The sequence below is a fragment of the Methanosarcina subterranea genome, assembly GCF_055385895.1.
Genome location: NZ_AP042426.1, coordinates 101,430 through 125,487, shown reverse-complemented (window position 1 = coordinate 125,487; position 24,058 = coordinate 101,430). Strand labels below are relative to the sequence as shown.

Below are 24,058 nucleotides of genomic sequence, written 5' to 3'. Positions count from 1 at the left end.
TATGAATACAGGGGAATTAAAAAATTGGGAAATTTAGAAAATTTGGGAAATTTGGGAAATTTGGGAAATCTGAGTCTTCAAGATAGACCGGAAACTGATCAGTAAAGTACAGTTAGCCGTAGCTTGAGGAGGCTGGATATTTGTCAGGAGAGACATATTCAAAGGATAATACTCCAAAGAATATTACTTCAAAGAATATTACTTCAAAGAATACCAAAGGATAATGCTTCAAAGAATTTACTTCTAAGAGCGGCTTACCTGTCGGTTTATTAAGCCAATTTACTTGGCCAGGTAATTTATTAAAGGAAGTAAAAGTAATCAGAAAGAATAAAAATATTTAAAAAGATTGAAATGTATTAAGAACAGGAATTTACTCAGCGAATATTCCTTTTAGATTCTCCATTAGTCTGCAGTAGCGATGTTTTAAGATAGAATGCTGGCTGAATAAAATGAAAAAGCGCAGGGCAGGCATAAAATAGAGACAATGAAGCGTATTAATAAATGCAAAAAGAGAGAATTGTAAAAGATTGAAAAAGATAGAGGCATAGAAGATTGGCGGAAAGCCTACATAAGTATAAATTGTAGAAAGAGAGAATACTAAATATTTTCGCAGTGATAAAAATGGCTGGAAACAGACAATTTCCTCTTGATTTGCTACTTGTGGCAGGTCTTGTAATCCTTACGGATATCTTCGTACTTGTGCCCATACTCAGCGGAAGCTTTCTGCGCACTGCCCTTGGACTTCTTCTGGTTCTATTCTTACCAGGATATGCCCTGACAGGAGCTCTCCTACCTGCAAAAAAAGATATGGATGGAATTGAGAGAGCCCTGCTTTCCCTGGGGTTAAGCATCGCCGTAGTCCCACTGATGGGACTTGGAATGAACTACACTGACTGGGGAATCAGAGAAGTTCCAGTACTCACAGGTCTTTCTGTTTTTACTCTTCTCATGTGTGGGGCGGCATATTACAGAAGAATCAAGTTGCCTGAAGCTGAGGCTTTTAAAATCTCGATCGGAACCACTATCTCTACTTTGAAAGCAGAGTTTCTGGAAGAAACGGGGTCAAGAGCCGACAAAGCCCTTGCAGTGTTACTGGTAATGTCTATCCTTGCCTCTATTGGAAGCCTTGCTTATGTCATAGGAAATCCCAGAGACGGAGAAGCGTTCACCGAGTTTTATATCCTGGGACCTGACAGAACGGCTGAGAATTACTCCACAGAATATACACCGGGAGACAGTGGAACGGTTGTTGTAGGAATTACAAACCATGAGCGCAGGACTGTGGATTACACAATGGAAGTCAGGCTTGAAAATCGTTCCCTGCCTCTTCCGGAAGACCAGAAATATATCAGCCTTGACCATAACGTGACCTGGGAAGAACCGGTTACTATTACTCCACCTGTTGAGGGAAAGAACATGAAACTGGAATTTCTGCTTTTTAATGAAACTGAAAAAAGTGTACCTTACAGGAACGTGCATCTCTGGATTAATGTCACGAAGGAGAGCTGAACATGGCATCTCCGGACTATCCATCTTCAGAGCTGGACGCAGGAACGATTTCTTTGCCGGAGCTTGGGAAAATGTTTAAAGTGCAGACTGACGAAAAAACCGGATTATTAAAAAAGATATTCTCTGCAGGAGCTCCTGTTATTGCTATTGCTTTTGCCGAACTGTTAATATTCAGCGGAAGAATAAATGAAGCCGCAGTAGCCTATACACTGCTTCTTATCATCCTTTCATTTTCAATAATAATCTCAAAAAAACTGGAGATACGCAAAATTCACCAGGCATTCATACTCCTCCCCATCCTTCGCCTGGTAAACCTTTCAATGCCTATCTTCTTTGAATCAAACCTCTACTCTTTCTTATTCATATATGTACCCATGGCAATTCCGGCAACTATTATATCCGTTCATCAGGAAATCCCTGGAGAAAAAAAAGCGGATTTACTCAAGAAAATGAAGGTTTATCTGCCCTTTTCTATCCTTGCAGGCCTGGTCTTAGCAGAGGCGGAGTATTTATTCATCCGGACCAGCCCTCTTATCCCTGATCTTTCGCCTGTTAATCTGCTGCAGCTTACAATTATAATGATTTTTGTGGTTGGCTTTGTAGAAGAATTTATCTTCAGAGGAATTATCCAGACAAGACTCGAAGAATTCTTAGGACCTGCAGGAGGTATCCTGCTTGCAAGCCTCTTATTCGGGATAATGCACTCAAGTTACGGCACCCCTTACGAGATTGCATATACTTTTCTTGCAGGAGGTATACTCGGGTACCTGTTTTACAGAACAAAAAGCCTCTCCCTCGTAGTAATGATTCACGGTTTTATAAACGTATTTTTATTCGGGTTAATTCCACACCTGGGCCCGGGACTGGGACTGATATAAGCTGTTGGAAAAGAATAAAGGGAACCACATATAGCAGGAATATAAATTAGCTAAGTTGGTTGAAATTAAAAATACGGAAGAAAAACTATGAGGCATATAATGCTCAAACCGAGCAACGCAGGACAGAAGACCCTGCTTTGTTTACTTATTATAATAATCCTGTTTTTCGGGACTACAGCCACTCCTGTCGCTGCAAGCGTGACAGGCTGGGAAGTAAAACCTGAGAACCCGAAAATCGGGGATACTCTCATAATCAGCGGGCTTGCCTCGCCTGAAGAAGAGGTGGAGGTTTCGGTTTCCTTTAAAAAAACAGTGCCTGTATACCTGAGAGAGTACACCTACGAGTTCGAAGACATTGAAATTCTTAATTTTAATAATCTTATTACAGTAAGAGCAGAAGGTGTAGAAAGCCTTAAAGTAAAAATGAAAATGATCCTCTCAAAAACTGAGAGCGCCTGGGCAGAGGACGGGGTAGCTACCGTGACCCATTCCGGGGTTTCTCCGGGAAAATATAGAGTCAGAGTAGATGGCATGGCAGAAAATGGAGCTTCAGGTGTTAACCTGAAAGTCACAACAATTCAAAAGCTAAACGCCGGAAAAGACGGAAAATTTAGCTACCGGCACAGCACAGAATCGGTTCCTTCAGGAAAACTTGAAATTAAATTGGGGAATTCGGAAAGGGAAATCATCTTTGACGGAAAAGGAAACGCCCCTGTCCTGCAGGCTTCTTCGGATTCTTATCAGGTCCAGACATCCGGAGAGCCCGGTGAGAGAAAAACTTCCAAATCAATGACACTTGCAGGCAAAAGTTCCACAGACTCGGAAATAGCAGACAGAGAGAATGAAGAAAGACGCAGCATTTACCTGACTGAAAGTTCATGGGACGAAGAAACGACTGCAACTGCCGGAGAAGTTCCCTCAAAAGAATCAGAAGGGCAGGAAATTCAGGAGCATGTGAATCAGGCCATCAATTTCTCTTATTTGCCTGCCGGAATCCTGGCAGGGTTCGGGATTTTACTGGCGGGTAGGAGGAAAAAGTAAACAGTACTACTTTCGTTATTCTCCGTGTCCCGTAGAGTATATAAGTGTGGCTCTCTTTAAAGGAAGTCGAAAGTTCTTCACTAACGGGATTTCAGGACATTTCGGAGAAAGGTTTATGGAAAGGCGCTCAAGCCGCTTCTGGGAAATTGATTGCCTGCGGGGTTTTGCCGTAATTTTAATGCTTGCATACCATTTCCTTTACGACCTTGATTTTTTCGGTCTTGCAGATATTGAATTAAGGTCCGGTACTTTTCTTTATATTGGCAGAGGTGCAGCTTTTCTTTTCATCCTTATATCCGGAGCCGCTCTTTCCATAAGCCGCTCAAGGACTATTGATAACGAAAGCTCAGGAAAGCCTGCGGAAAATTTCTCAAAATACCTTAAAAGAGGGCTAAGACTTTTTTCGATGGGACTTGTAATCACAGGAATAACCTGGATTTTCTTTCCGGGACAGTATGTTCTCTTTGGAATCCTGCATTTTTTCGGAGTTTCGGCAGTGTTTGCCTACCCTTTCCTGAAGTTCGGAAAGGAAAACCTGTTCTTCGGCCTGCTTTTTGGCATCACAGGATTCTATCTCAAAGACAGGACTTTCGGGTTTTCGGCTCTTCTCTGGCTGGGCTTCAGGCCCGAAGGCTTCACAACCCTTGACTATTTTCCTCTATTCCCCTGGTTTGGAGTACTTCTTACAGGAATCTTCCTTGGAAACTCTCTTTATAAAGGTGGGAATAGGCAGTTTAAAATTCCTGAAGCCGATAACTTCTTGCTCGAGAAACCCTTTTCTATGGTCGGGAAACATTCCCTGTTCATATATTTTATCCACCAGCCTCTCTTTCTCGGGCTTTTGCTCCTGAGCGGGCTCCTTGACCCGGGAATGCTGTAAAAAATATTCCAGAATAAAATTAAATATTTGAGCGACTTTTCAAGATACCTGAAGCCTGAGGGATAATGACAACGGGAAAATATTATTAATAATAGAGAAATAATGCCCGGAAACAAAGATCAAATCAACCAAAGCGCTATTATACTACGTGACTGTTTGTACTACATGACCGTTTATACTACATGACCGTTTATACTACATGACCGTTTATACTACATCACTAATTATATTACGCAGTTGACTACTCCACAAAAAACTGCTTTTTCGTCTGCTTTTTTGGCTCAAGGAGAATTGACAGAAAGAACTAAAACGGCTGGTTTTATATATGATATAGAGTACCTGATTTTGCATCATAATCCGGTATTAATATTGCTCATCCGTAACTACCTGGCGATAAGATTATTCACATAAACGACAATATTTTCACATTTAATATTATCGCCCTATCGCAAACTGAGAGATTATTGTGACACGAATCTCTTAATGGCTCCTGATGGCTCCTGAAATTCATCAAATAGCTCCTGAAAATTCATCAGCGCGATTTACCCGCTGGAAAACTCCTGATATCAGCCTGTAAAGGAGTGGAAAGTGCAGAAACTAAAAAATTGGAGAAAAAATGTATCTGGAAATTGCAATGCTTGCCTATTTTGTAGTCCTCTTCCTGACAATTCGGGATATCCGGATTTTTAAAAGGACAGGCTATCTTTCCTACAGGAAAGGCGCCCTCCGAGGGCTTGCAGCCTCTTCTCTGGTCCTTTTAGGAGCAATTAGTGTTGAGGCAAAACCGGAAATTGGTCTGCTTATTGTATTATTCGGACTTGTAATTAACCGTAAAGGGATAAGAGAGCCTGTTTTTACAAGTGCAGGAACACTTGACCGCTTCCTTGGAAAAACGGACTATAGAAAGAGCAACAGATTAAGAAGAAATGACGAAAAGGCAGAAGTGAACAGAAAATAAAAGATGAAAAGCGGTAAACAGAATCAAACATGAGAAGGATTAAAAGGGAACAAACAGAAAAAACATTTACAGAAAAAGCAGGAGCGTTCCCCAAAAATATTTTTTTCACCCCAAAACTTATAAATCTCAAGTTACCTATTAGTCGACAAAATCAGTATAGTCAAATTTTTGAATCCAGTTTCCGCTAAATCATTAATCGGAGATAGAAGAAAACCCATTTTATGGAACTGCTTCTTTTTCCGGCTTCATGTTAACTGCTTCACGTTAACCAGAATTCACAGGGAAACATGGTTAGACAAACCGCAAAAACTTGAATAACTGGAATAAAAAAACAAAAAACCAAGAGGAGATACGATGGGAAATATAAGACAGACAAATATCAAAAGAACTACATTCAGCCTGCTTGAAAACTACGGAGAAGTTTTTACAAAGGACTTTGAGACCAACAAGCTTCTTGTGACAAAGTATACAACCATTGAAAGCAAAGTAATCAGAAACAGGGTTGCAGGCTACGTCACAAGAAAAGTTGCACGCATGAAAATTTACTGAACAAGCACGCAGGACAATTTAACTGAATGAGTTTGCTGAATAGATAAAGAACTTATTTCCGGGAAACAGGCAGGGATATCTATATGTTTGAAGGAGCAATGCCTGCCCTGATCACTCCTTTTACGAAAGACGACAGGATTGACAGGGAAGGTCTACGAAGGAATATAGCGTTTGTTGAAGAGGGGGGGGTTTCAGGGATAGTGCCCTGCGGCACAACCGGAGAATCGGCGACCCTTTCCGCAGTGGAGCATGAAGAAGTAATCGATATTGCAGTAGAGTGCTCAAAGGTTCCTGTGATCGCAGGGACAGGTTCGAACAACACAGGGGAAGCCCTCCAGTTCACAAAACATGCCGCAGATGCGGGTGTTGATGGCGTACTTCTCATCTCTCCCTATTACAATAAGCCTAATCCTGCAGGCCTGCTTGCGCACTTCAAGAAAATTGCAGAGGCTGTGGATATCCCTATGATCCTTTACAATGTCCCGTCCCGGACAGGGCAGGACATGCCTGTAGATGTCATCACCGAACTTGCGAAGGTAGATAACATCGCGGGAATCAAGGAAGCCAGCGGGAACGCCGCCAAAGTTTCCCAGATCCTTGAGCAGACTATAGATGATGACTTCGTGGTTCTCTCAGGCGAGGACGGGCTGACTCTTCCGATCATTTCCATGGGAGGCAGAGGAGTCATTTCGGTCGCTGCAAACGTTGTGCCTGACAAAATGTCGGAAATGGTAAATGCAGCTCTCAAAGGAGATTACGAAACTGCAAGAAAGATCCATTTTGAAATAGCCCCTCTGATCCGTGCCCTTTTCCTTGAGACAAACCCGATTCCGGTTAAGAAAGCTGCAGAACTTATCGGGCTTGCAAGCGGGCACCTGAGGCTTCCACTCGCTCCCATTAGCGATGCCAATCAGTCAAAGCTTGTAAATGAACTCAGGAAACTGGGGGTAATGGAATGATCAACGCAGCAGTACTCGGAGCCTGCGGCAGGATGGGCTCCTTAATCATAGAAAACATCACCTGCTCAACAAACATGCAACTGGTTGCCGCTTTCGACATAGGCAATGTCGGAAAGGATGCAGGAGAATTTGCCCATGTTGGCAACCTGGGGATCCAGATCTCAGATGTTAAAGACCTCGAAACAGTCCTGAAAAAGACTCAGGCTGATGTCCTTATTGATTTTACTGCAGCCGGTGCAACCATTGTAAACGCCCCTATCGCTGCCAGGTGCGGAGTGAACCTCATCATAGGCACTACAGGCCTCACTCCAGAACAGCGGACAGTAATTGATGAAGCTATTCGGAAAAACCAGGTACGTGCAGTTATATCTCCGAACTATTCAGTAGGCGTTAATGTCTTCTTCAAAATAATAAGAGAAGCTGCAAAGTACCTTTCAGATTACGATATTGAGATTATCGAAGCTCACCACAACCAGAAAAAAGACGCTCCAAGCGGGACTGCCCTCCGTGCAGCTGACGTGATCAGCGAAGCTCTGGGTGGCAAAGAATACGTATACGGAAGGGAAGGTATCGCACCCCGCGGGAAAGAGATCGGCATTCACGCAGTTCGCGGGGGAGATATTACCGGAGATCACACAGTACTCTTTGTAGGAAACTCCGAAAGGATTGAGATCCATCACATGGCTCACTCCCGCCAGATCTTTGCCAAAGGCGCAGTCCGTGCAGCTGAATGGGTCTGCGGTCAGAATCCCGGGATTTACTCCATGGATGATGTACTCGGGTTGTAAGAGAAAGTTAAAAGTTATAAAACAAGGTCGGTTTCTGAAACAATTCAAACCGGCCTCTATTCTAGCCTCAACCGGCATTAACATTTATTTTTTTCTTCTGACTTTTTTCTAGTTTTTCCCTGGCTTTTTTGAGCTATCTCGAGTATGTCGCACCTTTACTCATAAATTATTTTAATGTCAACCACAGCGAAAGCTATAAATTCCATTAAACAGGAAATAGGATGGTGCTTGCTTGCAGGTATTCGACCCCTGAAGTCTGAAAACACCATATCATCCCACAATACAGATGCGGTTACCTGCTTGCAAGCAAATTATCATATAAGACCACCATCCAGGAATGCAGGGCTCCGAAAAAGTAGAAGCTGAAAAACGGACTCTCATCAACCAAACGGAGCCCTGCAAATCCAGAAAACTTGTTTTTTTCTAAAGATAGATAGCCCTGAAAGAGATCTTAAACGGCTATTTCTCCTTAAACAGTCGTCTCGCCTATGAGAAGAGGTTGGCCTTTCGCATACTCAGAGTAGAGTTCTACTTCAACAGTATTCCAGGGCTGGATATTTGTCGGGTAAGTTTCCGTAAACTTGTTGTCAAGTGTTAATTTGAATGTATAATCCACAATCTCAAACCCTGGCACGCGAAATCTGAAGGGTTTGGCATGATAGACTTCCTCTCCTGTAGAAAGTTTGTATGTTTCATCGAGCACGGAGCTGTTTTTCGAATCATAGATTTCTATCCTGAGTTCGTGAACCCCAACATCGTGGTTTTGAACGTGGAAAAGAGGAGTAGGGGGTCCGGCTATGAGATAGGGGACGACTACAAACAGCAGCATGAATATCATTACCAGAAATGAAATTCCGAGCATTAAACTTCTTCGAAAACTTCTCATAAGGATCTTACCTGATCTTAATTCTTTAATCTCAATTGCTTACATTGAGCAACTTCAACATTTCTTCCGGCTCTACGGTTTCACCCTCACTGACTTATTTATATGGCCTGATTTAGTGAGTTATCACTGTCTGGAAAACACAATCCCCGAACTCAGGTTTTCAATTCTGTCCGCAACAACAACATTTCCCTGTATTCCAAGCTTTTTTCCTCGATACCATTTTCCTCGAATAAGAAGCCTATCCTCAGCTGAAACGAGGCAAAGGCCATGGTAAAATACAACCACTATTTTTCCTTCGTGTTCAATAGAGAAAACGCTCTCGTATTTGCTTTCAATGCTTCCAAAAACAAAAATAAAAGGTATACCGAGAAAAAAAGAAGGACGTTCATAGATTCTGGAATCAACAACTGCCTTTGCTCCAACTCCGAATGTCTCAGCCTCATCTTTTCTTTTTTCTTCATTTTTGGATTTAGAATCCAAAGGATCCACTATCAGTGTGGAAAGCAGAAAGACACCACTGATTACTGCAAAACCCAGCATCCAATTATTTACCAGCAGAAAGACAAGAAGAGAGGTGACAGACGTAATCCCTATAATCAGAAAAATTTTTTCTGTTTTATTCAAGTTCCTACCCCTTTTCAGGTCCTGAAGAAAATCAGTCCCTATCGATGCAGAAGTTTTCTTCCTTGCCGTGAAGGAACATGCCAAGAATTTCTGCCTTGCAGCCATTCCTGCGTCCCGGGACAAGGACTATTATTTTTTCAACAGGCTCGTAAATCTTTATTTTTCTGCCCCTCTGGCTCCATTTTACCTCTGAAACCCGAATCATGTCCACCTTTATGAGAGAATCAAGGTTGTATTTGAGGGTGCTTAAGCCAAGCCCGAGCTTTTCTGCAAGTTCGCCTGCTGACATATCCTTGCTTTCCAGAAGCTGGAGGATTTTTATTGAATTTACATTAGAGAGAGCCTGCACTAGTTTTCGGGAGTCTTCCGAAAGAAACAGGATTTCTAAGTTTTTTTCTGAATAATCCTCATTCAGCACATCAGATCTCATTTTATCCTCGGCTTCTACTCTTTATAATTTAAGTATATTATTTATTTTTATAATATCCAATTGATATTAGTGTTTGAAAATCAATTCTAACTTCTTTCAATATATCTTTTATGGCCAGATCATCAAACAATCATACAAAAACTCCAATATTCCTGCAAGTGAGTAAAAATCTTCAAGCCAAAAAACTTAAAAAGTTCAGGATATAGAAAGCTATAAATAGTCAACATCGAGATGTTTACATATGTTCCTTCCGGAAGGTGAAAAACAGTTTGAATTCTGGGTCCTGCGTCGAAACGGACTCCCGAATATCAATATCTCAAAGCATTTTGGAGTCTCCAGGCAGGCAGTCTCACGAGCCCTCCTGAGTATGGATAAACGCATCGAAGAAACTCTGCTTGAGATGGCCAGGGCAAACAGAATAGAAGTAGAGAAACTGGACTCAAAGAAAGGAATTCTCTTCGGGAGATCCATTCCTTTCAAGACCAGCGCAATAATCTTTGTCTCGATAAAACACGGAATGCAGGTCTGGTACGAACATGAAGGAGAATGCGGGTCTTGCGAAAGGTACAGGGAATGTATCGAACTCCTTTGGGACTTTGCAGAAGAAATGCAGATTAAACTCAAGAGTGCAGAAGACCCCACAAAAATAGCTGATGAATTATTTGGAAAATTGAAAGAAATGGTGGAACAGGCCTGACTTAAGGCAGGTGAAACTGAAGGAAGGGTAAACGATGGATGTATTCACAGAGAGTATAAGGAAACTGATAGGATGGTGTCCTAATGCTAAAGCACTTGAAACCAAGCATTCCATCTGCCCTGTATATTTGGAAGCTGATAACCAATCCAGGGGAAAAGATGCCGGAAATACCCCGATTTTACCCTCTGGTTGGTGGAACAAACGCCGTAACAGGTCATTAATATTTTCCTCCGTGCTTACTGCCTTTTCCTTATATTGGATCGCATTCCAGGGAGAATCTCTCAAAAATGAAGCTTTTAGACCGGGGTTAATTTTCGGAATTATTTGTAACTTGCTCTTTTGTATCTTGAACTGGAATTATCTGGACGATATAAAGAACTCAAGCAGAAAAATAAAAATTATAACTGTATCGTCAAAATGGAGAGTTATAAATCTAATACTATCCCTGGGATTACTGTATCTCTTATTTTCAGAATTTAACTGGGGATTCGTTTTGTTTTTAATCTCTGCTTTTTGTTTGATAGTTTTGCTGTACTACTTTAATTTTAATTCAGCTCCCCTAGTGTTTCTTCTTTACTTCGGTTCATTCAACATGGCAGTTATGGCGTTTATATTTGGCACTTGTTTGACAGCTTTTCTGTATTACCTTACGGATGCATACTGGGAGAAGAAAAATCATATGAAAATTTACATAATATTTGAAAATAGCCTCGAAAAGATGTATGCTATTGGGGAAAAGGAGGGAAAAATGTGAACTTGAATACTGAATATATAAAAAAACTAATTGGCTGGTGTCCTAATGCTAAAGCACTTGAAACCAAGCATTCCATCTGCCCTGAATATTTGGAAGCTGATAACCAATCCAGGGGAAGAGATGAAGGAAATTCTCCGGTTTCATCTCCCGGCTGGTGGAACAAACGCCATAACAGGTTATTAATAGTGTCCTCTGTGCTTACCATCTTTTCCATATATTGGATTGGATTTCAGGGAGAATATTTCAGAAATGAAGCTTTCATACCGGGGTTAATTATCGGAATTATTTTTAACCCGCTTCTTTGTATCTGGAATTGGCGTTTTCTGGATAAAATTAAAAACTCTAACAAAAAAGTTCAGATGAAAAATAAATTGATAACTATGGCTGGAATACTGGGCCTGACATCACTGCTCATAAATTCTTCATCGCTAGGATGGAAGTTCGTATTAACTTTCAGTTTAACTTGTGCTTCCGGCTTTTGTTTGACAGCGTTTCTGTATTATCTCACAGATGTATACTGGGAAAAGAGGAATAAAAAAATCATTATTCTGGAAGGGTATTACACACCAGAGATCTACATTGTAAATAAGGGAGCGGAGTAACGACCATGACCCTGGAATACATAAAAAAACTAATGGGATGGTGTCCAAATGCAAAAAAGCTTGAAGCCGTAAATCAAAATAGCTTTTCTAATTTTGAAGCATATGACCAATCGGGAAAAGAAAAATCAAACGTTTCGAAGGCTTCAGACAAGCATTCCAGACTTGATATCCAGCTCTTCCTGTTACCATTTTTCTTTACTCCTATTTATATAAACCTATTCCAAAAAGGTATAAATACGGAAGCTTTCCTTCTTGGCCTTTCACTTTCTTTGCCGATCTATCTGCTCGGCTGGAAAAAGCAGATGCATCAATACGATACCGCGAAAGAGAAACCTGTAATTCACCCTTCCTTTAGAAAGACATTAGCCTGTGTGGTCTTATTCCTATTTTTGGGTTTTACTTTGCTTCTGGCTTTCTTGCCTTATATCTCGTCTCATGTAGCTTATCTTCTTAAATATCAGACACTGGACTCTTTTGTTTCAGGAACTCTGATTCTAATGTGGGGTTTCTATTTCCAGCTAATTTACTGGGAGAAGAGGAACCATATGAAAATGTATATAAAAAGAGAAAAGGGACAGCAAAAGCTGTATGTCCTTGGAGAAAAGGGGGGAGAACTATGAGCCGGGAATCCAGATACATAAAAAAGCTTATGGGATGGTGCCTCTATGCAAAAACATTCGAAACCGGATCTCGAATTAGCCCCGCTAATTTTGAAGCATATACTCAATCCGGAGGAGAAAAAGCCAGTGAGCCTGAGGCTCTGAGCCGATTCTCCAAGCTCTTCTCCAGGTTTGACGTTAGAATTCTTCTACCAACACTATTCTTTACTTTTTATCTCATAAATTTGCTATCCCAACAGGGTATAAACACAGAGGCTTTTTTTCTAGGTCTTTTACCTTCTCTACTTATCTATTTGCTTGGCTGGAAAAAGCAGATGAATAAGTACGATACCCTGGCAAAAAAACCTGCTATTGTTTCTTCCTTTAAAAAAACATTCTTATGGGTTTTCTCAGTCATAATTTTGGGCTTGATTTTGTTTATGGTTTTACTGCCTTATATCCTGTCTCATACAGCCTATTTTCTTAACGCTCAGTCGATGTATTCTTTTATTGCAGGGGCTTTGATCCTGATGTGGGGAAGTTATATTCAGCTCATTTACTGGGAACGGAAAAACCACATGAAAATTTATATAAAGAGTGGAAAGGGGTTTCAGAAGATGTATGCACTTGGAGAGAAAGAGGGGGAACTATGAACCGGGAAGCCAGATACATTAAAAAATTGATGGGCTGGTGCCCTAATGCCGGAGCAGCTGAAGCCAGAAGGAATGTTAGTTTTGAGAATTTTGATTCTGATATTCCGGAAAGAGCAGGAGGAGAAAACGGAGACCTGAAAAATCCCGGATGGCTACGGAAAACAAGTACTTATATTCTCCTGATTAACACTTTTTTTGCACTTGCATATTTTCTGGTAATCAATCAGCTAGGTATAAATCTAGCTCTGGGTGTAAATCTGATCCTTTTACTTACCGGATTTTTCATTGCCCTGTTTTTAGTTATATTTGACTGGAAGGCTCAAATGCAGAGATATGACGCTCTAATAAAACATCCAGTAATTGAATATTCAGATAAGAAAAAACTGTATTACATACTTGCATCTGCATTTTTTATTTTGATATATCATCTTTATTTTAAAGGCCAAGAACTTGCTCTGCAATCAATGTTTTCATTTGTGGGAGGTCTCCTGATCGGCATGTGGCTTAGCTACTTTCAGCTAATATATTGGGAGAAAAAGAACCACGAAACAATTTATTTCGATAAAAGCTACGGGACATGGAAGAAGTCGTATATCATTCGGGAGAGAAAATAAATGTCTGCCAAAACTGCTGCATTTGAGCAGATAAAAAAACTGATGGGATGGTGCCCGAATGCCAGAGCACATGAAACTCAATATTCCATTCATTCCAAATATTTTGACGCGAATATCCCTACCAAAGGCGATAATACAGAAAACTCGGAAAATCTAAGCTGGTTCCGGAAAGTGAGTAACAGAGTTCTCCTAGTTGATTCTTTTCTTACACTTATATACCTAGTAATGACCCGTTTGGATGTGAATATATCTGCTTTGCTTGCCGGATTTTTCATTTCTGTAACGCTTATTGTCTTTGACTGGAAGAAGCAGATGCAAACATACGATATTCTCGCACAAAAACTCGTTCTCGACTATTCTAGCAAGAAAAAACTTTATTCTAGCAAGAAAGAACTGTTTCAAATAATGAATATAATTTTCTATGTATTGTTTTTTTATTGGATTTTTTATTGGATTTTTTCAGGAGATGTAGAAAGGAATTATTCCTTACATGTAGCCTTTTCATTTGGAGGAGGTCTCCTGATTGGTATGTGGCTTAGTTATTTCCAACTAATATATTGGGAAAAGAAAAACCACAAAACGATTTATTTCAACAAAAGTTACGGGACATGGAAGAAATCATACATTATTCAGGAGAAAAAATAAATGCCCATCAAGGTTTTTGCTTTTGACCGGATCAAAAAGCTTATGGGCTGGTGCCCGAATGCCAGATCATCTGAAGTCAGACAGCATGTTAACCTTGAGATTTTTGATTCCGATGTCCCGGAAAGAGCAGAGGGAGAAAATGATGATCTGAAAAATCCGGGCTGGTTCCGGAAATTGAGCAACAGAATTCTTCTGATTGAGACCTTTTTTACGCTCGCATATATTCTGATAATTAACCAGCTGGGCATAAATCCTATCTTTTTATTGATCGGATTTTTAATTGCCCTGCTTGTAATCATATTTGACTGGAAGGCTCAGATGCAAAGGTATAACGCTCTGGTAAAACAACCAGTGGTGGACCGCTCTGATAAGAAAATACTGCATTTCATTCTCTATGCGTCTGTGTATATTGCACTATATTACTTCAATATTAAGGGTTGGGAATCCGCCCTTCAAGCAATGGTTTCATTCATTGGAGGTTCACTGCCCATCATGTGGCGTGAATATTTCCAGCTTCTCTACTGGGAAAAAAAGAATCATAAAATAGTCTTTTTTGATAAGAGCTACGGCATATGGAAGAAATCGTACCTTCTTAGGGAGAGAAAATAAATGCCCATTAAGGTTTTTGCTTTTGATCAGATCAAAAAGTTTCTGGGATGGTGCCCCGCTTGCAGGAAAATGACATTGCAAACGGAACAGTCCTGTAACTTTGTAGATACAGCCCAGGTCTCTGGAAAAACAGGAAACCTCCCGGAGTTTCGAACTTCAAATGTGATTTTTCCTGCAAATACAACTCTGGTTGTTTTACTTTTTGCGATAGGTATCAACGTGCTCCTGAGGTATCCAAAAGACATTTACCTGTTTTTGGCCGGCCTTCTCCTGCTTAATATTTCTAGCTATCTGTTAATTCTCAAAACCTTCGAGGCAGCAGTTCAGGTAAACAGATCGGAGATACGCCTGCAGGCATTCAGACTGAAGAAGTTTGAAATTCCTTATGAAGAGATTGAAAGTGTGACTTCGCACAAGCTTGAAAAGCGTTCAAAGAAAATGTCCCTGCTTCTAGTAATTGGAGGAATTGCCCTTTGTGGATTCATAATTTACTATATGGCTGCAGTAGAAGGAGAATGGAATATATTTCTGCTATTTATTTCCTTGATCCCTCTCCTGCTGTTTGCAGAGAGGAAACAAAAGACTCGATTTGGGGACCTGAATACGCAGCTGTATATCAAGACCAGACACAAAAGATGGTTTGAATGGACTCCTTATTATTCCCTGATCACGGATGAAGCCTCGGCTGCAGAGCTTAAATCAATTATCGAAAAGCATTTGTGAAGGTGTAGAAGTGATTTTCGTGATAATATTTCAGAAAACTGATGGGATGGTGCCCGATGAAAAGCTCCCTCTGAAGATTCCCCGGGAAAAGCACAAAACAAACTCATTATTTCAGGCTTTTTAAGAGTTGTTGAAAGCCCTTTTCATCCACAACCCTCTGGGTATTGAGCATCTTCTTAAATTCATCGGCACCTTTTTCCCCACCTTTCCCCTCAAATTTACCCTTCAGCTCCATCGTCGCCCGCAAAAGACCGGCTGCCTCTTCATAGAGAGCTTCTGCTTCTGCCTTTGTAAGTTCCCCGGTTTCAAGCAGCTCTTCATCTGCTTTTGCCTTTTCCTTCAGTTTAGGGATAAGAGCCCTGATTTCGGCAGTTTCTTCCGGATTGAGGATTTCTTTTTCTCCAAGTTCCCGGACCATGTCGTGCAGCCTGTACTCCTCACCATCTATCTCCACGCTTTCAGGGATTTTCTTTCCTGCCCAGGCAAAGCCGCTCCTGAGGCTCCAAAGGAGTTTATTGCGCTCCTGATAACCAGGCCATCCTATTTCGGTTTTGTTTGTTTTTTTCTCATCTTTCAGCATAACTTTTTCCTCAGATCCAGTATACTTTTATGATTTCCTCTCCCGGTCTCATATTCTTTTCTATTCTGGCTAGGAAAACAATCTAAAGGAAGCTTACCTCAAACCATATTACTGTAATTTGATTCAGTTAAGGGGTCCTTCTCCCGATATCCGGCAATACCAGGATTTGCTCTTTCTCCCATCTCCTCTTCATTAAAAAGGGCTCCAGCCCGGATAAAGTGCCAATCTGAACAGAATACTGGGAGACTTCAGTTTATTGTATTCTCAAGCAAGTTAGCTACGTTTGAATTTTTCTATATACATTTTTTTGCTCAATTTCCATTTATCAATTTTAATTTTTTATTAATAATTGCAAAATAAACCAAAGAGTCCGAAGTCCTGTTAGTATAATATTTCTTATCTCAATCTAAAAAACAACTACATTGTGCCTTTAAGAAGAAAAGAAAACCATTTTTTCCTGACAGCCATATAATTTATTATGAAAATCCATCTAAAACAGAAGTATTAATATTATACAGAAAAGTATTAAATATTTAAGATTATATTAGTTGTCAGGGAATTTAGACTAACTGGCAATCAGATAGGAAACCTGGGGAAGAGGTAGAAGTTGTAAAAATAATATTTCCTTATCTGAGCATGTGAAATCTTTTTTCTCTATACATAAAAATGGGAGTGAAAAACTTGAGGTATTTGACTAAAATCTTATTAATGGCAGCTTGCCTGATCGCATTGAGTGGAGTTGCAGCAGCATGCGACTGTGGAACTAACGAATGCAAAAGCCCTGGTTATTGGAAAAACCATCCGGAAGCATGGCCCGTTCAATGCATAAAAATAGGTAATATAGAGTATACCAAGGCACAGGCAATAGAAACCATGCAAATGCCTGTTAAAGGGGACAAAACTTATACAATGTTCGATGCACTTGTTGCAGCCAAACTGAATGTAGCTAATGGATGCCCATCATGTCAGATAAAGAATACAATCGCAGATGCAGACCAGTGGATGGGTGCAGTCCCTTACTTTGGTCCGGCTGGCAGTGGTGTAAAGGCAAACAGTGACGCATGGCAGAAGCGCACACAGGTAGGAAAGTGCTCGATTCCATCCGGAGAATATCTGTATCAGAAGCTTGATGCTTATAACAATGGTCTGCTCTAAAAAAAACTGCACTAGTGAAATTTAGTGAGATTAGACTGCAATAAATCATACACATCCTTACCCACCGGCTTCCCGGTGGGTTTCAGGAGAAAAAACGGAACAAAAACTATTTTTCTAACCGGATCCAGGTTCTCCCTCCGGTTACAGTAAATTTTTGTGTTTTTTCAGGACCTGCACTCCTTTTTTCATTAAAAATCTTTAAGCCAAAGTTTTCAAAAACCTTTACAGCAAATTTTCCGCAATCTCTTCGGAAATGACGTGTTCACAGTACAGGCAGTGAAGGGAAACTCCTTCTTCTTCTGATTGCAATACTGAAAATTTGGATTTTATAGGTTCACTGCTATTTGAGATACAGTTGGAATTCGTACAGCGGACAACGCCTTCCACATAAGACGGGAGCACAACATTATTTTTCTGAACCACTTCAAAATCCCTTATGATATTGATTGTAGCTTTAGGAGAAATAAGGGCTATTCTGTTAAGTTCCTCAACACTGAGTTCCTTGCCCTCGATCTTAACAACATCTTTTTTTCCTCCCGCCCCTGGAGCATTCATCACGAAACTGATAGTTGCCCTAAAGGCACTGGAAATCCCCAGGATGCGCAGGACATTCAGAGCCTGTCCGGCTTTTATGTGATCGATCACAGTCCCGTTCTCAATTGCCTGGATCTTCAGGTCCCTTTTTTCTTTCACTCAATCACCCCCATTGCCAGGGCAAGCAGTGCCATCCTTATCGGTACTCCGTAGAAAGCCTGCTCGAAATAGCATGCGTGGGGGGTTGCATCCACCTCAGGAGAAATTTCATTTACTCTCGGAAGAGGATGAAGGATTTTGAGGTCAGGGTCTGCCGCCTTCAAAATTTCACCTGTGACCTTCAACCTGTTTTTAACCTTCTCGTATTCTTCAGGGTCGGGAAAACGTTCTCTCTGAACTCTTGTCATGTACAGGACTTCGATATCTCCTATTATCTCCTCAAGAGAATCTGTTTCCTTTATGCGGATCTTTTGCTTCCGAAGATCCCGGACAATTTCGGAGGGCATCTGGAGCTCTGGAGGCGAAACAAAGGTCATTTCCGCTCCGTAAAGGGACAGGGCATGGCAAAGAGAATGGACGGTCCTCCCATATTTAAGATCTCCTGCCATAGCAATTTTCAAGCCTTCAAGATGGCTTTCTCTGCGGATTGTATAGAGATCAAGAAAAGTCTGGGTAGGGTGATGGACAGAGCCATCTCCTCCATTGATCACAGGGACACTTGCAAACTCCGCAGCCATTCGCGCCGACCCATCAAGCGGGTGACGCAGTACGATAAGGTCTGCATATTTACCGATTACACGGATAGTATCAGCAAGGTTTTCCCCTTTCATAACGGAGCTCGCCTCAACTGAGCCCAGATTCAGGACCTGTCCTCCGAGCCTCTGCGTAGCAACCTCAAAAGACAGCCTTGTTCTTGTGCTTGGTTCAAAGAAAAGAAGAGAAACAATTTTTCCTTCCAGCAGCCGGGACATTTCCTCGCCCCTGGCTACAGGTTCAAGTTTTTCTGCGGTGTCCAGAACATAATCGATTTCTTCCCGCGAAAAATCTTTCATTGAGATGACGTGACGGTTCTTGAATGACATCCGTTTTTCATAAATGATCCTCAGAGATATAACCTTTGCTCCGGACGTTTTCCAGATCAGTGCCGCAACAATCAAGCCCTGATCCGTACAAGGGTTATGCCATTTTACTTTGATACGTTCTTTATGAATTCAAGCCAGAGCTTGGCATCCCTAACCCTCTGGTTGACAAACTGCTCTTGAAAGCGTTTTGTACTCTCTTTAAGAGCACCACTCTCAATTTCTTTAAGGTCCATTATTGCACGCAGCAGGCCTGCAGTCTCATGGTAGAGAGAGTTTGCTTGCTCCTGGGTAAGAGGCTTCTCTTCAAGCTCTTTTTCGTCCTTCTTTTCTTTTGCCGAAATAATATCGATGCATTTATCTATTCTGGATTTCTCACCTGCAGTAAGGCTGTCTTTCTGAATTAATTCCCATACATAATTATGAAGCGGATATGTTTCTCCCTCAAATTCCACATAATCCGGGATATGCTGCCCTACCCAGAAGAGGCGGGAATGTAAAGCGGATAGAAGTTGTTTGCGTTCCGCATCAGTTATAAATTTTTTTGAGCACTCTTCTTTTTCATTTGTTTTAAGGTTCTTTTCCATGATCTATCCCCAACAACTAAATTGTCCTCCCTGATCAAAAAATTTTTGTGGCAGCCATGTTTAATGCCGGATTTTTTGCTGTGAAGATGAAACTTTGGAGGTAAAAGCGTTCAAATGAGAGAATTCGGAATAAAAAGTAATATAGATAATGAGGGACTCACATACTAAAAATGGGCAGTAACAAATAAAATAGAGAGACTAACTGAATCAGAAAGACAATAAAAGTGCGCAGTAAAAATAAGACATAATAAAATTGAAAAATGAAAACATGATGGAAACCGTATAAAAAACTAACTCCCAATTTTCTGGTTTCCCATAGAGGTGATATTATTCCCATAATTCAGGTTGCACTTGATCTTCTGGAACTTGACCGCTCAGTTGAGATTGCAAAGGAAGCAGTCGCAGGAGGTGCGGATTGGATTGAAATAGGGACTCCCCTGATCAAAAGCGAAGGCATGAATGCAATCCGTACCATGAGGAAAGCTTTTCCGGAAAGGACAATTCTTGCCGATATGAAAACCGTAGATACCGGAGCCATGGAAGTAGAGATGGCAGCAAAAGCCGGGGCAGATGTAGTTATTGTTCTCGGTAGTGCAGATGATTCTACAATTCTTGACGCGCTCCGTTCAGCTCACAAATATGGGGTCAGGCTGATGGCAGACCTGATATCGGCTCCTGATCCTGTAAAAAGGGCAGTAGAACTCGAGGCTCTGGGTGTAGACTATGTGAATGTTCACGTAGGCATAGACCAGCAGATGATTGGAAAGGACCCTATATCCATTTTAATGGAAATCTCAGAGAAGGTGAGCGTACAGCTTGCAGTTGCCGGAGGACTTGATGCCGAAAGTGCAGCTCAGGCAATCAGGGCAGGTGCCAGGATTGTGATAGTGGGAGGTAACATAACCCGTTCTGACAATGTAACAGAAGCTGCAAGAAAAGTCAGGCAGAGTGTGGACTCTCCGGAGTCTGTAGACATTCGGGGCAGGGGAACTGTAGATCATGAAATAAGAGAGATCTTCAAGGAAGTTTCCACCTCAAATATCTCGGATGCCATGCACAGAAAAGGGGCAATGAAAGGCATCCATCCCCTGGTAAGAGGAAAAATGGTAGGAACTGCAATTACGGTACAGTCTTTTGCCGGGGACTGGGCAAAAACAGTCGAAGCCATTGATATCGCAAAAGAAGGAAATGTAATAGTAATCTATAACGAAAGCAAGGATATTGCTTGCTGGGGAGGGCTTGCGACACTGAGCAGCCTGAATAAGGGAATTGCAGGTGTGGTAATAGAAGGGGCTGTAAGAGATATTGACGAAGTGGAGAATCTCGGGCTTCCGATTTATACCAGCAATACAGTGCCAAATGCCGGAGACCCGAAAGGTTTTGGAGAAATAAATGCTGAAATCACCTGTGGAGGCCAGATTGTAAAACCCGGTGATTATATAATAGGCGATGAAAGCGGAGTTGTGGTTGTTCCAAAGGAACGCGCCTACGAACTCGCAAGAAGGGCAAAGGAAGTAAATAAAACAGAAAAGAGGCTTTTTGATGAGATCCGGAGAGGTGGGACCCTATCAGAGATTCTGGAACTCAAGAAATGGGAAAAGTTTTGAGAAAAGCAATTATCTGGCAAACTTTTGAAAACCGGAAAAACAGAAAACCGGAAAAACCGGGATTGACAAAGGAATAAAAACATAGATGAGAACCGGGAGTCAAAACCCGAAATAAAAAACTGCACTAACAAAGCTATAGAAAATAATAAAAACCAGTACGAAAAAAAGGTTGTAAACGGAGAAACACAGAAAATAACAGAGCAGAAACATACACATGATAGAAGTTTTGAAGCTGGCAGCCTGTCTGCCTTTTCTCCTTTACTCATCTTACCTTGACCTGAAAACCCGCAGGGTTCCAGACCATGTATGGAAACTTATGCTCTTTTCGCTTTCAGGCTTCTTACTCTATGAGACTTTGGATGAGGGAATGTTCTTTCTTTTCCGGTTAGTTTTTTCTTTTTTTTCCAGCTTTTTTCTGGCTTATCTGTTTTTCAAGATAAGAATTTTCGGAGGTGCGGATGCAAAAGCCCTGATAGTGATAGGCACTCTTTTTCCGGTTTACCCTACCCTGGAATTTTACGGCTATGATTTTCCTCTACTTGGAGTGCCTCCTGCAGGGATCTTTGCGTTTACTATCCTTGAAAATGCCTTCCTACTTACCGTTGCCGTACCGTTAGGAATTCTCTGTTATAACCTTCTACATTTTACTCCTGAGATGCTCAAAAAGCCATTTTATATGTTTTTTGCATACAGAATAGAAATTAAGGACCTGCGAGAACTTCTAGAAAATGGCAGACATATCCGGCTAGCTGAACGTTTTGAGCTGAATAACGGGAAGCTACTTCACTTTTTTGCAGGCAGAGGAATTAATGTAAATCATAATATTCTCTCCCGACTTGAGGCACATCAAGAAAAAGGACTCCTTGACAGTATTGTCTGGGTAACTCCAGGACTTCCGTTTATGATTCCTATAACAGCAAGTTTTATTCTGGCAGTTATATTAGGAGACCCCATTTATTATCTCATGACGAAAATTCTTGCATGGCTTTATCATCTAATATAAACGTAGTAAGTAATCCCATAATATAGGGACTGATTCAGGACTGAGAGAGTCTTGAAACTTTTTTATACATAAAAATGCATAACAATGTTAATAAATAACAATGTTAATAAATAGCAATGCTAATAAATTAATATGAAGAATTCAAATTGCTTCCACATGGGGGTGAAGCTATTTCGGGTTCAGGGTTCATTAATGGATTTATAACCAGGTCCTTAAGTAAATCCTTAAGAAGGCCCTCAAGTAGATTAAGATGTGATGAGAAAGCCGTAAACCGCATTGTAGTCGTTGCCCTCGCAATGACGTGTATGGGACTCCTTGCTCTCATGGGGGAGCTGTGCTCGGAGAGAGTACGGAAAGAGCCCTGAAATCAGGAACTTTTACACAATTGGATGTCCAGATACTCGATTCAAAGAACTTGAAAATAGAACATGAAGGAGGAGAGCCAGTTAACTTAGGGGAAAGCACCGGCGTTTATCTCCAGCATAACAGTATTGAGTATGAAATTAGCCCTGATCCTCCTGTTGTTCTGGAAGTAGCAAACAGTATAAAAATATCCCTGCCTGAGGAAGTTGAACTGAAAGATGGAGATTCGGCTATTATCATGGTAAAAAATGAAAGAAAAAACGTAACTACTCAGGGTATAGTTAGCGGTGCTCCGCTGAGCGCCGCGAGAATACCTTCTATAACAGGTAAATCGTTCTTTTTAATGGTCGAAATATAAGCTCTAATTCTGCAGAAAGCTTCCGCTCCTTGTATAGTTCTGAAAGTTCCTGATATTTTCTGCTGTAATTTCATCATCCTTATGTCTCTTTCTGCCTGGTTATTTTCAAATGGAACTCTCAAATCATTGAGGAATCTCAGGATCTGTTCTTTGTTTTCTATAAACCTGTCAAGTAGGTTCCTTGCTTTTGTTTTTGGATTTTTACCACGTTTTCCATGTTTTTCAGGGTTTAGAGAAGGTGGATTTTCTTCAATCCCTTTCATGACGATAGCATTGAACCTCTCTTCCAACGCTTTAATTTGTTCAAAATCCAGATCTTTGACTTGCTCTTTGCATTCATCAGTATACTTTTTCATTTCTGTTAACAGTTCATTCATCTCTTTAGCCCATTGCTGTTTATAGTTCTCCTCAATTCCAGTAAGTTCTCTCTGGAGATGAGCGTTGCAAAGAGCATGATCACATTCATAACTGTTATAGGGTTTCCATCCGTCATGAACTGCTATTCCTTTAAACTCTGGAAGAATTCCCATGGCATTAATTGCTTTTGATCCTCTTTTTGAGTGAGCAAAATAACAGGTGTATTTGTCATTAGAAGCTACATGAAGCCAATGCCTTTTTCCTTCAATTTTCATCCCAGTTTCATCACAATGGATAACAGGAGAAGTTATTAACTTCTCCTTACTCATATTTTCAAACTCCTCTAAATTCCGGAAGCATTCTTTTTCTGCTCTGATTATCGTAGCAGAACAGATTTTTATCCCCATAACGTCATCAAAAAACTCTAAAATCCTTTTATAGGGAATAAACTGGTAGTTTTTACAGTAAATTGCTGAAGCTAAAATATTAGGACCATACTGGACGGGATATTTCACAGATTCTGGAAAAGAAGCTTTATTTGATTTTCCACAGTGAGTACAGGTCTTAATCTGACTTCGATGTTCCGTAACAATTAGATTTACAGGAGGAATATCAAAAATTTGTCTTCTCTCATAAGCTTCAACTTCAACATCCTCAAGAGTATGTCCACATTCTTTGCAGCAGGTCAAAGAATGTTCAATTACCTAATCAGGACCATTAACCATATCAAGAGTTGTGCCTGGATGACCTTCTTGACCTCCAGGTTTCTTCCCACTCTTTTTCCGGAGACTCTTGGGATTAGGTTTTTCTTTGACTAAAAAGTCAGTAGAAGGAGGTTTACTGCTGTTTCTGCTATTTTGATTTAAGCGAGATTCTAAAATCCTTACACGTTCTTCTAGTTCAGCAATTCGAATAGCTTGTTCTTCTATGATAGTTTCAAGTCTCTGGATTACAGAAATTACAGCTTCAGGACCAGCTTCATAGATAACGAGGATCTCTTCACGTGTAAGCATAATAACGAAACAAAATAGGATTTA

29 protein-coding genes and 1 pseudogene are annotated in these 24,058 nt (G+C 40.8%); 22 read left to right on the top strand and 8 right to left on the bottom strand.

All coding sequences use genetic code 11. The features are described 5' to 3' along the window. Positions 1-621 precede the first annotated feature (621 nt). The 8 genes from ACZ5A8_RS00590 (at position 622) to dapB (ending at position 7,562) form a co-directional block, all read left to right on the top strand. Positions 622-1,509 (top strand): DUF1616 domain-containing protein, encoded by an 888-nt coding sequence (locus ACZ5A8_RS00590; RefSeq protein ID WP_464531647.1) that lies wholly within the window; start codon positions 622-624, stop codon positions 1,507-1,509. 2 nt (positions 1,510-1,511) lie between these two features. Continuing rightward, the gene (locus tag ACZ5A8_RS00585; protein ID WP_229390607.1) at positions 1,512-2,387 is read left to right on the top strand and encodes a CPBP family intramembrane glutamic endopeptidase; all 876 of its coding nucleotides are present in this window, start codon (positions 1,512-1,514) and stop codon (positions 2,385-2,387) included. A 99-nt stretch (positions 2,388-2,486) separates the two neighbouring features. Beyond that, entirely contained in the window at positions 2,487-3,428 is a 942-nt protein-coding gene (locus ACZ5A8_RS00580) for a hypothetical protein (RefSeq protein ID WP_464531646.1), read from the top strand. A gap of 46 nt (positions 3,429-3,474) precedes the next feature. Continuing rightward, positions 3,475-4,308: a heparan-alpha-glucosaminide N-acetyltransferase gene (locus tag ACZ5A8_RS00575; RefSeq protein WP_464531645.1), complete on the top strand. Its 834-nt coding sequence runs from the start codon at positions 3,475-3,477 to the stop codon at positions 4,306-4,308. Between the two features lie 616 nt (positions 4,309-4,924). Further along, on the top strand, positions 4,925-5,266 hold the full coding sequence (locus tag ACZ5A8_RS00570) for a hypothetical protein (RefSeq protein ID WP_464531643.1): 342 nt from the start codon (positions 4,925-4,927) through the stop codon (positions 5,264-5,266). A 354-nt stretch (positions 5,267-5,620) separates the two neighbouring features. Continuing rightward, complete coding sequence (locus tag ACZ5A8_RS00565) at positions 5,621-5,815, top strand: 30S ribosomal protein S17e (RefSeq protein WP_322225930.1); 195 nt, start codon at positions 5,621-5,623, stop codon at positions 5,813-5,815. Between the two features lie 83 nt (positions 5,816-5,898). Next, positions 5,899-6,774 carry a 4-hydroxy-tetrahydrodipicolinate synthase gene (gene dapA, locus ACZ5A8_RS00560; protein ID WP_229390602.1) on the top strand — a complete coding sequence of 292 codons (876 nt, stop codon included), beginning with the start codon at positions 5,899-5,901 and terminating at the stop codon, positions 6,772-6,774. Further along, entirely contained in the window at positions 6,771-7,562 is a 792-nt protein-coding gene (gene dapB, locus ACZ5A8_RS00555; RefSeq protein WP_464531642.1) for a 4-hydroxy-tetrahydrodipicolinate reductase, read from the top strand. Before dapA ends, dapB begins: the two co-directional genes overlap by 4 nt. Positions 7,563-8,031: 469 nt before the next feature. Here dapB and ACZ5A8_RS00550 read toward each other — a convergent pair whose 3' ends face one another. From ACZ5A8_RS00550 to ACZ5A8_RS00540, 3 genes are all read right to left on the bottom strand, one after another. Further along, a complete protein-coding gene (locus ACZ5A8_RS00550; protein ID WP_464531641.1) occupies positions 8,032-8,424 on the bottom strand; it encodes a hypothetical protein in 393 nt (130 codons plus the stop codon). 147 nt (positions 8,425-8,571) lie between these two features. Then, the gene (locus ACZ5A8_RS00545) at positions 8,572-9,072 is read right to left on the bottom strand and encodes a hypothetical protein (RefSeq protein WP_464531639.1); all 501 of its coding nucleotides are present in this window, start codon (positions 9,070-9,072) and stop codon (positions 8,572-8,574) included. A gap of 31 nt (positions 9,073-9,103) precedes the next feature. Then, on the bottom strand, positions 9,104-9,502 hold the full coding sequence (locus tag ACZ5A8_RS00540; RefSeq protein WP_464531638.1) for an ArsR/SmtB family transcription factor: 399 nt from the start codon (positions 9,500-9,502) through the stop codon (positions 9,104-9,106). A 241-nt stretch (positions 9,503-9,743) separates the two neighbouring features. Between ACZ5A8_RS00540 and ACZ5A8_RS00535 the strand changes: the two genes are divergently transcribed. From ACZ5A8_RS00535 to ACZ5A8_RS00495, 9 genes are read left to right on the top strand one after another with little or no spacing between them, the layout of a single operon-like run. Then, positions 9,744-10,199 (top strand): hypothetical protein, encoded by a 456-nt coding sequence (locus ACZ5A8_RS00535; RefSeq protein WP_464531637.1) that lies wholly within the window; start codon positions 9,744-9,746, stop codon positions 10,197-10,199. Between the two features lie 34 nt (positions 10,200-10,233). Continuing rightward, the gene (locus ACZ5A8_RS00530; RefSeq protein ID WP_464531636.1) at positions 10,234-10,953 is read left to right on the top strand and encodes a DUF1673 domain-containing protein; all 720 of its coding nucleotides are present in this window, start codon (positions 10,234-10,236) and stop codon (positions 10,951-10,953) included. Continuing rightward, positions 10,950-11,555: a DUF1673 domain-containing protein gene (locus tag ACZ5A8_RS00525; protein ID WP_464531634.1), complete on the top strand. Its 606-nt coding sequence runs from the start codon at positions 10,950-10,952 to the stop codon at positions 11,553-11,555. The genes ACZ5A8_RS00530 and ACZ5A8_RS00525 overlap by 4 nt, the downstream gene beginning before the upstream one ends. A gap of 5 nt (positions 11,556-11,560) precedes the next feature. Continuing rightward, positions 11,561-12,175 carry a DUF1673 domain-containing protein gene (locus ACZ5A8_RS00520; RefSeq protein WP_464531633.1) on the top strand — a complete coding sequence of 205 codons (615 nt, stop codon included), beginning with the start codon at positions 11,561-11,563 and terminating at the stop codon, positions 12,173-12,175. Next, positions 12,172-12,807, top strand: a complete 636-nt coding sequence (locus ACZ5A8_RS00515) for a DUF1673 domain-containing protein (RefSeq protein ID WP_464531632.1) — start codon at positions 12,172-12,174, stop codon at positions 12,805-12,807. Before ACZ5A8_RS00520 ends, ACZ5A8_RS00515 begins: the two co-directional genes overlap by 4 nt. Continuing rightward, the gene (locus tag ACZ5A8_RS00510; protein ID WP_464531631.1) at positions 12,804-13,421 is read left to right on the top strand and encodes a DUF1673 domain-containing protein; all 618 of its coding nucleotides are present in this window, start codon (positions 12,804-12,806) and stop codon (positions 13,419-13,421) included. Before ACZ5A8_RS00515 ends, ACZ5A8_RS00510 begins: the two co-directional genes overlap by 4 nt. Further along, positions 13,422-14,066 carry a DUF1673 domain-containing protein gene (locus ACZ5A8_RS00505; protein ID WP_464531629.1) on the top strand — a complete coding sequence of 215 codons (645 nt, stop codon included), beginning with the start codon at positions 13,422-13,424 and terminating at the stop codon, positions 14,064-14,066. Beyond that, positions 14,067-14,675 carry a DUF1673 domain-containing protein gene (locus ACZ5A8_RS00500; protein WP_464531628.1) on the top strand — a complete coding sequence of 203 codons (609 nt, stop codon included), beginning with the start codon at positions 14,067-14,069 and terminating at the stop codon, positions 14,673-14,675. Next, positions 14,676-15,398, top strand: a complete 723-nt coding sequence (locus tag ACZ5A8_RS00495; RefSeq protein WP_464531627.1) for a DUF1673 family protein — start codon at positions 14,676-14,678, stop codon at positions 15,396-15,398. 106 nt (positions 15,399-15,504) lie between these two features. Here ACZ5A8_RS00495 and ACZ5A8_RS00490 read toward each other — a convergent pair whose 3' ends face one another. Further along, positions 15,505-15,978 (bottom strand): DUF5788 family protein, encoded by a 474-nt coding sequence (locus ACZ5A8_RS00490; RefSeq protein WP_464531626.1) that lies wholly within the window; start codon positions 15,976-15,978, stop codon positions 15,505-15,507. 708 nt (positions 15,979-16,686) lie between these two features. Between ACZ5A8_RS00490 and ACZ5A8_RS00485 the strand changes: the two genes are divergently transcribed. Next, positions 16,687-17,133 (top strand): hypothetical protein, encoded by a 447-nt coding sequence (locus ACZ5A8_RS00485; protein ID WP_464531624.1) that lies wholly within the window; start codon positions 16,687-16,689, stop codon positions 17,131-17,133. Positions 17,134-17,355: 222 nt separating this feature from the next. On the opposite strand, the gene pyrI is transcribed toward ACZ5A8_RS00485, so the two are convergent. The 3 genes from pyrI to ACZ5A8_RS00470 all read right to left on the bottom strand — a co-directional run bounded on the left by pyrI (position 17,356) and on the right by ACZ5A8_RS00470 (position 19,333). Next, positions 17,356-17,826 (bottom strand): aspartate carbamoyltransferase regulatory subunit, encoded by a 471-nt coding sequence (pyrI, locus tag ACZ5A8_RS00480; RefSeq protein ID WP_464531623.1) that lies wholly within the window; start codon positions 17,824-17,826, stop codon positions 17,356-17,358. Next, a complete protein-coding gene (pyrB, locus tag ACZ5A8_RS00475) occupies positions 17,823-18,749 on the bottom strand; it encodes an aspartate carbamoyltransferase (RefSeq protein WP_322225945.1) in 927 nt (308 codons plus the stop codon). The genes pyrI and pyrB overlap by 4 nt, the downstream gene beginning before the upstream one ends. A 104-nt stretch (positions 18,750-18,853) precedes the next feature. Continuing rightward, on the bottom strand, positions 18,854-19,333 hold the full coding sequence (locus ACZ5A8_RS00470; protein ID WP_322225946.1) for a DUF5788 family protein: 480 nt from the start codon (positions 19,331-19,333) through the stop codon (positions 18,854-18,856). 335 nt (positions 19,334-19,668) lie between these two features. Between ACZ5A8_RS00470 and hxlA the strand changes: the two genes are divergently transcribed. The 4 genes from hxlA (at position 19,669) to ACZ5A8_RS00450 (ending at position 22,664) form a co-directional block, all read left to right on the top strand. Then, complete coding sequence (hxlA, locus tag ACZ5A8_RS00465; protein WP_464533967.1) at positions 19,669-20,940, top strand: 3-hexulose-6-phosphate synthase; 1,272 nt, start codon at positions 19,669-19,671, stop codon at positions 20,938-20,940. Between the two features lie 214 nt (positions 20,941-21,154). After that, positions 21,155-21,943 carry an A24 family peptidase C-terminal domain-containing protein gene (locus tag ACZ5A8_RS00460; RefSeq protein WP_464531622.1) on the top strand — a complete coding sequence of 263 codons (789 nt, stop codon included), beginning with the start codon at positions 21,155-21,157 and terminating at the stop codon, positions 21,941-21,943. A 146-nt stretch (positions 21,944-22,089) separates the two neighbouring features. Next, the gene (locus ACZ5A8_RS00455; RefSeq protein ID WP_464531620.1) at positions 22,090-22,308 is read left to right on the top strand and encodes a hypothetical protein; all 219 of its coding nucleotides are present in this window, start codon (positions 22,090-22,092) and stop codon (positions 22,306-22,308) included. Then, positions 22,278-22,664: a hypothetical protein gene (locus ACZ5A8_RS00450; RefSeq protein WP_464531619.1), complete on the top strand. Its 387-nt coding sequence runs from the start codon at positions 22,278-22,280 to the stop codon at positions 22,662-22,664. The genes ACZ5A8_RS00455 and ACZ5A8_RS00450 overlap by 31 nt, the downstream gene beginning before the upstream one ends. Here ACZ5A8_RS00450 and tnpC read toward each other — a convergent pair. Beyond that, positions 22,577-24,034 (bottom strand): annotated as a pseudogene (gene tnpC / locus ACZ5A8_RS00445) (IS66 family transposase). The gene ACZ5A8_RS00450 and the pseudogene tnpC sit on opposite strands and share 88 nt — an antisense overlap. Positions 24,035-24,058: the final 24 nt, after the last annotated feature.

Coding starts and splice junctions, on each gene's coding strand:
- dapB (WP_464531642.1), top strand. CDS start 6,771: ATGATCAACGCAGCAGTACTCGGAGCCTGCGGCAGGATGGGCTCCTTA.
- ACZ5A8_RS00585 (WP_229390607.1), top strand. CDS start 1,512: ATGGCATCTCCGGACTATCCATCTTCAGAGCTGGACGCAGGAACGATT.
- ACZ5A8_RS00470 (WP_322225946.1), bottom strand. CDS start 19,333: ATGGAAAAGAACCTTAAAACAAATGAAAAAGAAGAGTGCTCAAAAAAA.
- ACZ5A8_RS00535 (WP_464531637.1), top strand. CDS start 9,744: ATGTTCCTTCCGGAAGGTGAAAAACAGTTTGAATTCTGGGTCCTGCGT.
- ACZ5A8_RS00515 (WP_464531632.1), top strand. CDS start 12,172: ATGAGCCGGGAATCCAGATACATAAAAAAGCTTATGGGATGGTGCCTC.
- ACZ5A8_RS00530 (WP_464531636.1), top strand. CDS start 10,234: ATGGATGTATTCACAGAGAGTATAAGGAAACTGATAGGATGGTGTCCT.
- ACZ5A8_RS00550 (WP_464531641.1), bottom strand. CDS start 8,424: ATGCTCGGAATTTCATTTCTGGTAATGATATTCATGCTGCTGTTTGTA.
- ACZ5A8_RS00485 (WP_464531624.1), top strand. CDS start 16,687: ATGGCAGCTTGCCTGATCGCATTGAGTGGAGTTGCAGCAGCATGCGAC.
- ACZ5A8_RS00540 (WP_464531638.1), bottom strand. CDS start 9,502: ATGAGATCTGATGTGCTGAATGAGGATTATTCAGAAAAAAACTTAGAA.
- ACZ5A8_RS00490 (WP_464531626.1), bottom strand. CDS start 15,978: ATGCTGAAAGATGAGAAAAAAACAAACAAAACCGAAATAGGATGGCCT.
- ACZ5A8_RS00590 (WP_464531647.1), top strand. CDS start 622: ATGGCTGGAAACAGACAATTTCCTCTTGATTTGCTACTTGTGGCAGGT.
- ACZ5A8_RS00520 (WP_464531633.1), top strand. CDS start 11,561: ATGACCCTGGAATACATAAAAAAACTAATGGGATGGTGTCCAAATGCA.
- ACZ5A8_RS00565 (WP_322225930.1), top strand. CDS start 5,621: ATGGGAAATATAAGACAGACAAATATCAAAAGAACTACATTCAGCCTG.
- ACZ5A8_RS00505 (WP_464531629.1), top strand. CDS start 13,422: ATGTCTGCCAAAACTGCTGCATTTGAGCAGATAAAAAAACTGATGGGA.
- ACZ5A8_RS00580 (WP_464531646.1), top strand. CDS start 2,487: ATGCTCAAACCGAGCAACGCAGGACAGAAGACCCTGCTTTGTTTACTT.
- ACZ5A8_RS00510 (WP_464531631.1), top strand. CDS start 12,804: ATGAACCGGGAAGCCAGATACATTAAAAAATTGATGGGCTGGTGCCCT.
- ACZ5A8_RS00495 (WP_464531627.1), top strand. CDS start 14,676: ATGCCCATTAAGGTTTTTGCTTTTGATCAGATCAAAAAGTTTCTGGGA.
- pyrB (WP_322225945.1), bottom strand. CDS start 18,749: ATGTCATTCAAGAACCGTCACGTCATCTCAATGAAAGATTTTTCGCGG.
- ACZ5A8_RS00570 (WP_464531643.1), top strand. CDS start 4,925: ATGTATCTGGAAATTGCAATGCTTGCCTATTTTGTAGTCCTCTTCCTG.
- dapA (WP_229390602.1), top strand. CDS start 5,899: ATGTTTGAAGGAGCAATGCCTGCCCTGATCACTCCTTTTACGAAAGAC.
- ACZ5A8_RS00500 (WP_464531628.1), top strand. CDS start 14,067: ATGCCCATCAAGGTTTTTGCTTTTGACCGGATCAAAAAGCTTATGGGC.
- ACZ5A8_RS00460 (WP_464531622.1), top strand. CDS start 21,155: ATGATAGAAGTTTTGAAGCTGGCAGCCTGTCTGCCTTTTCTCCTTTAC.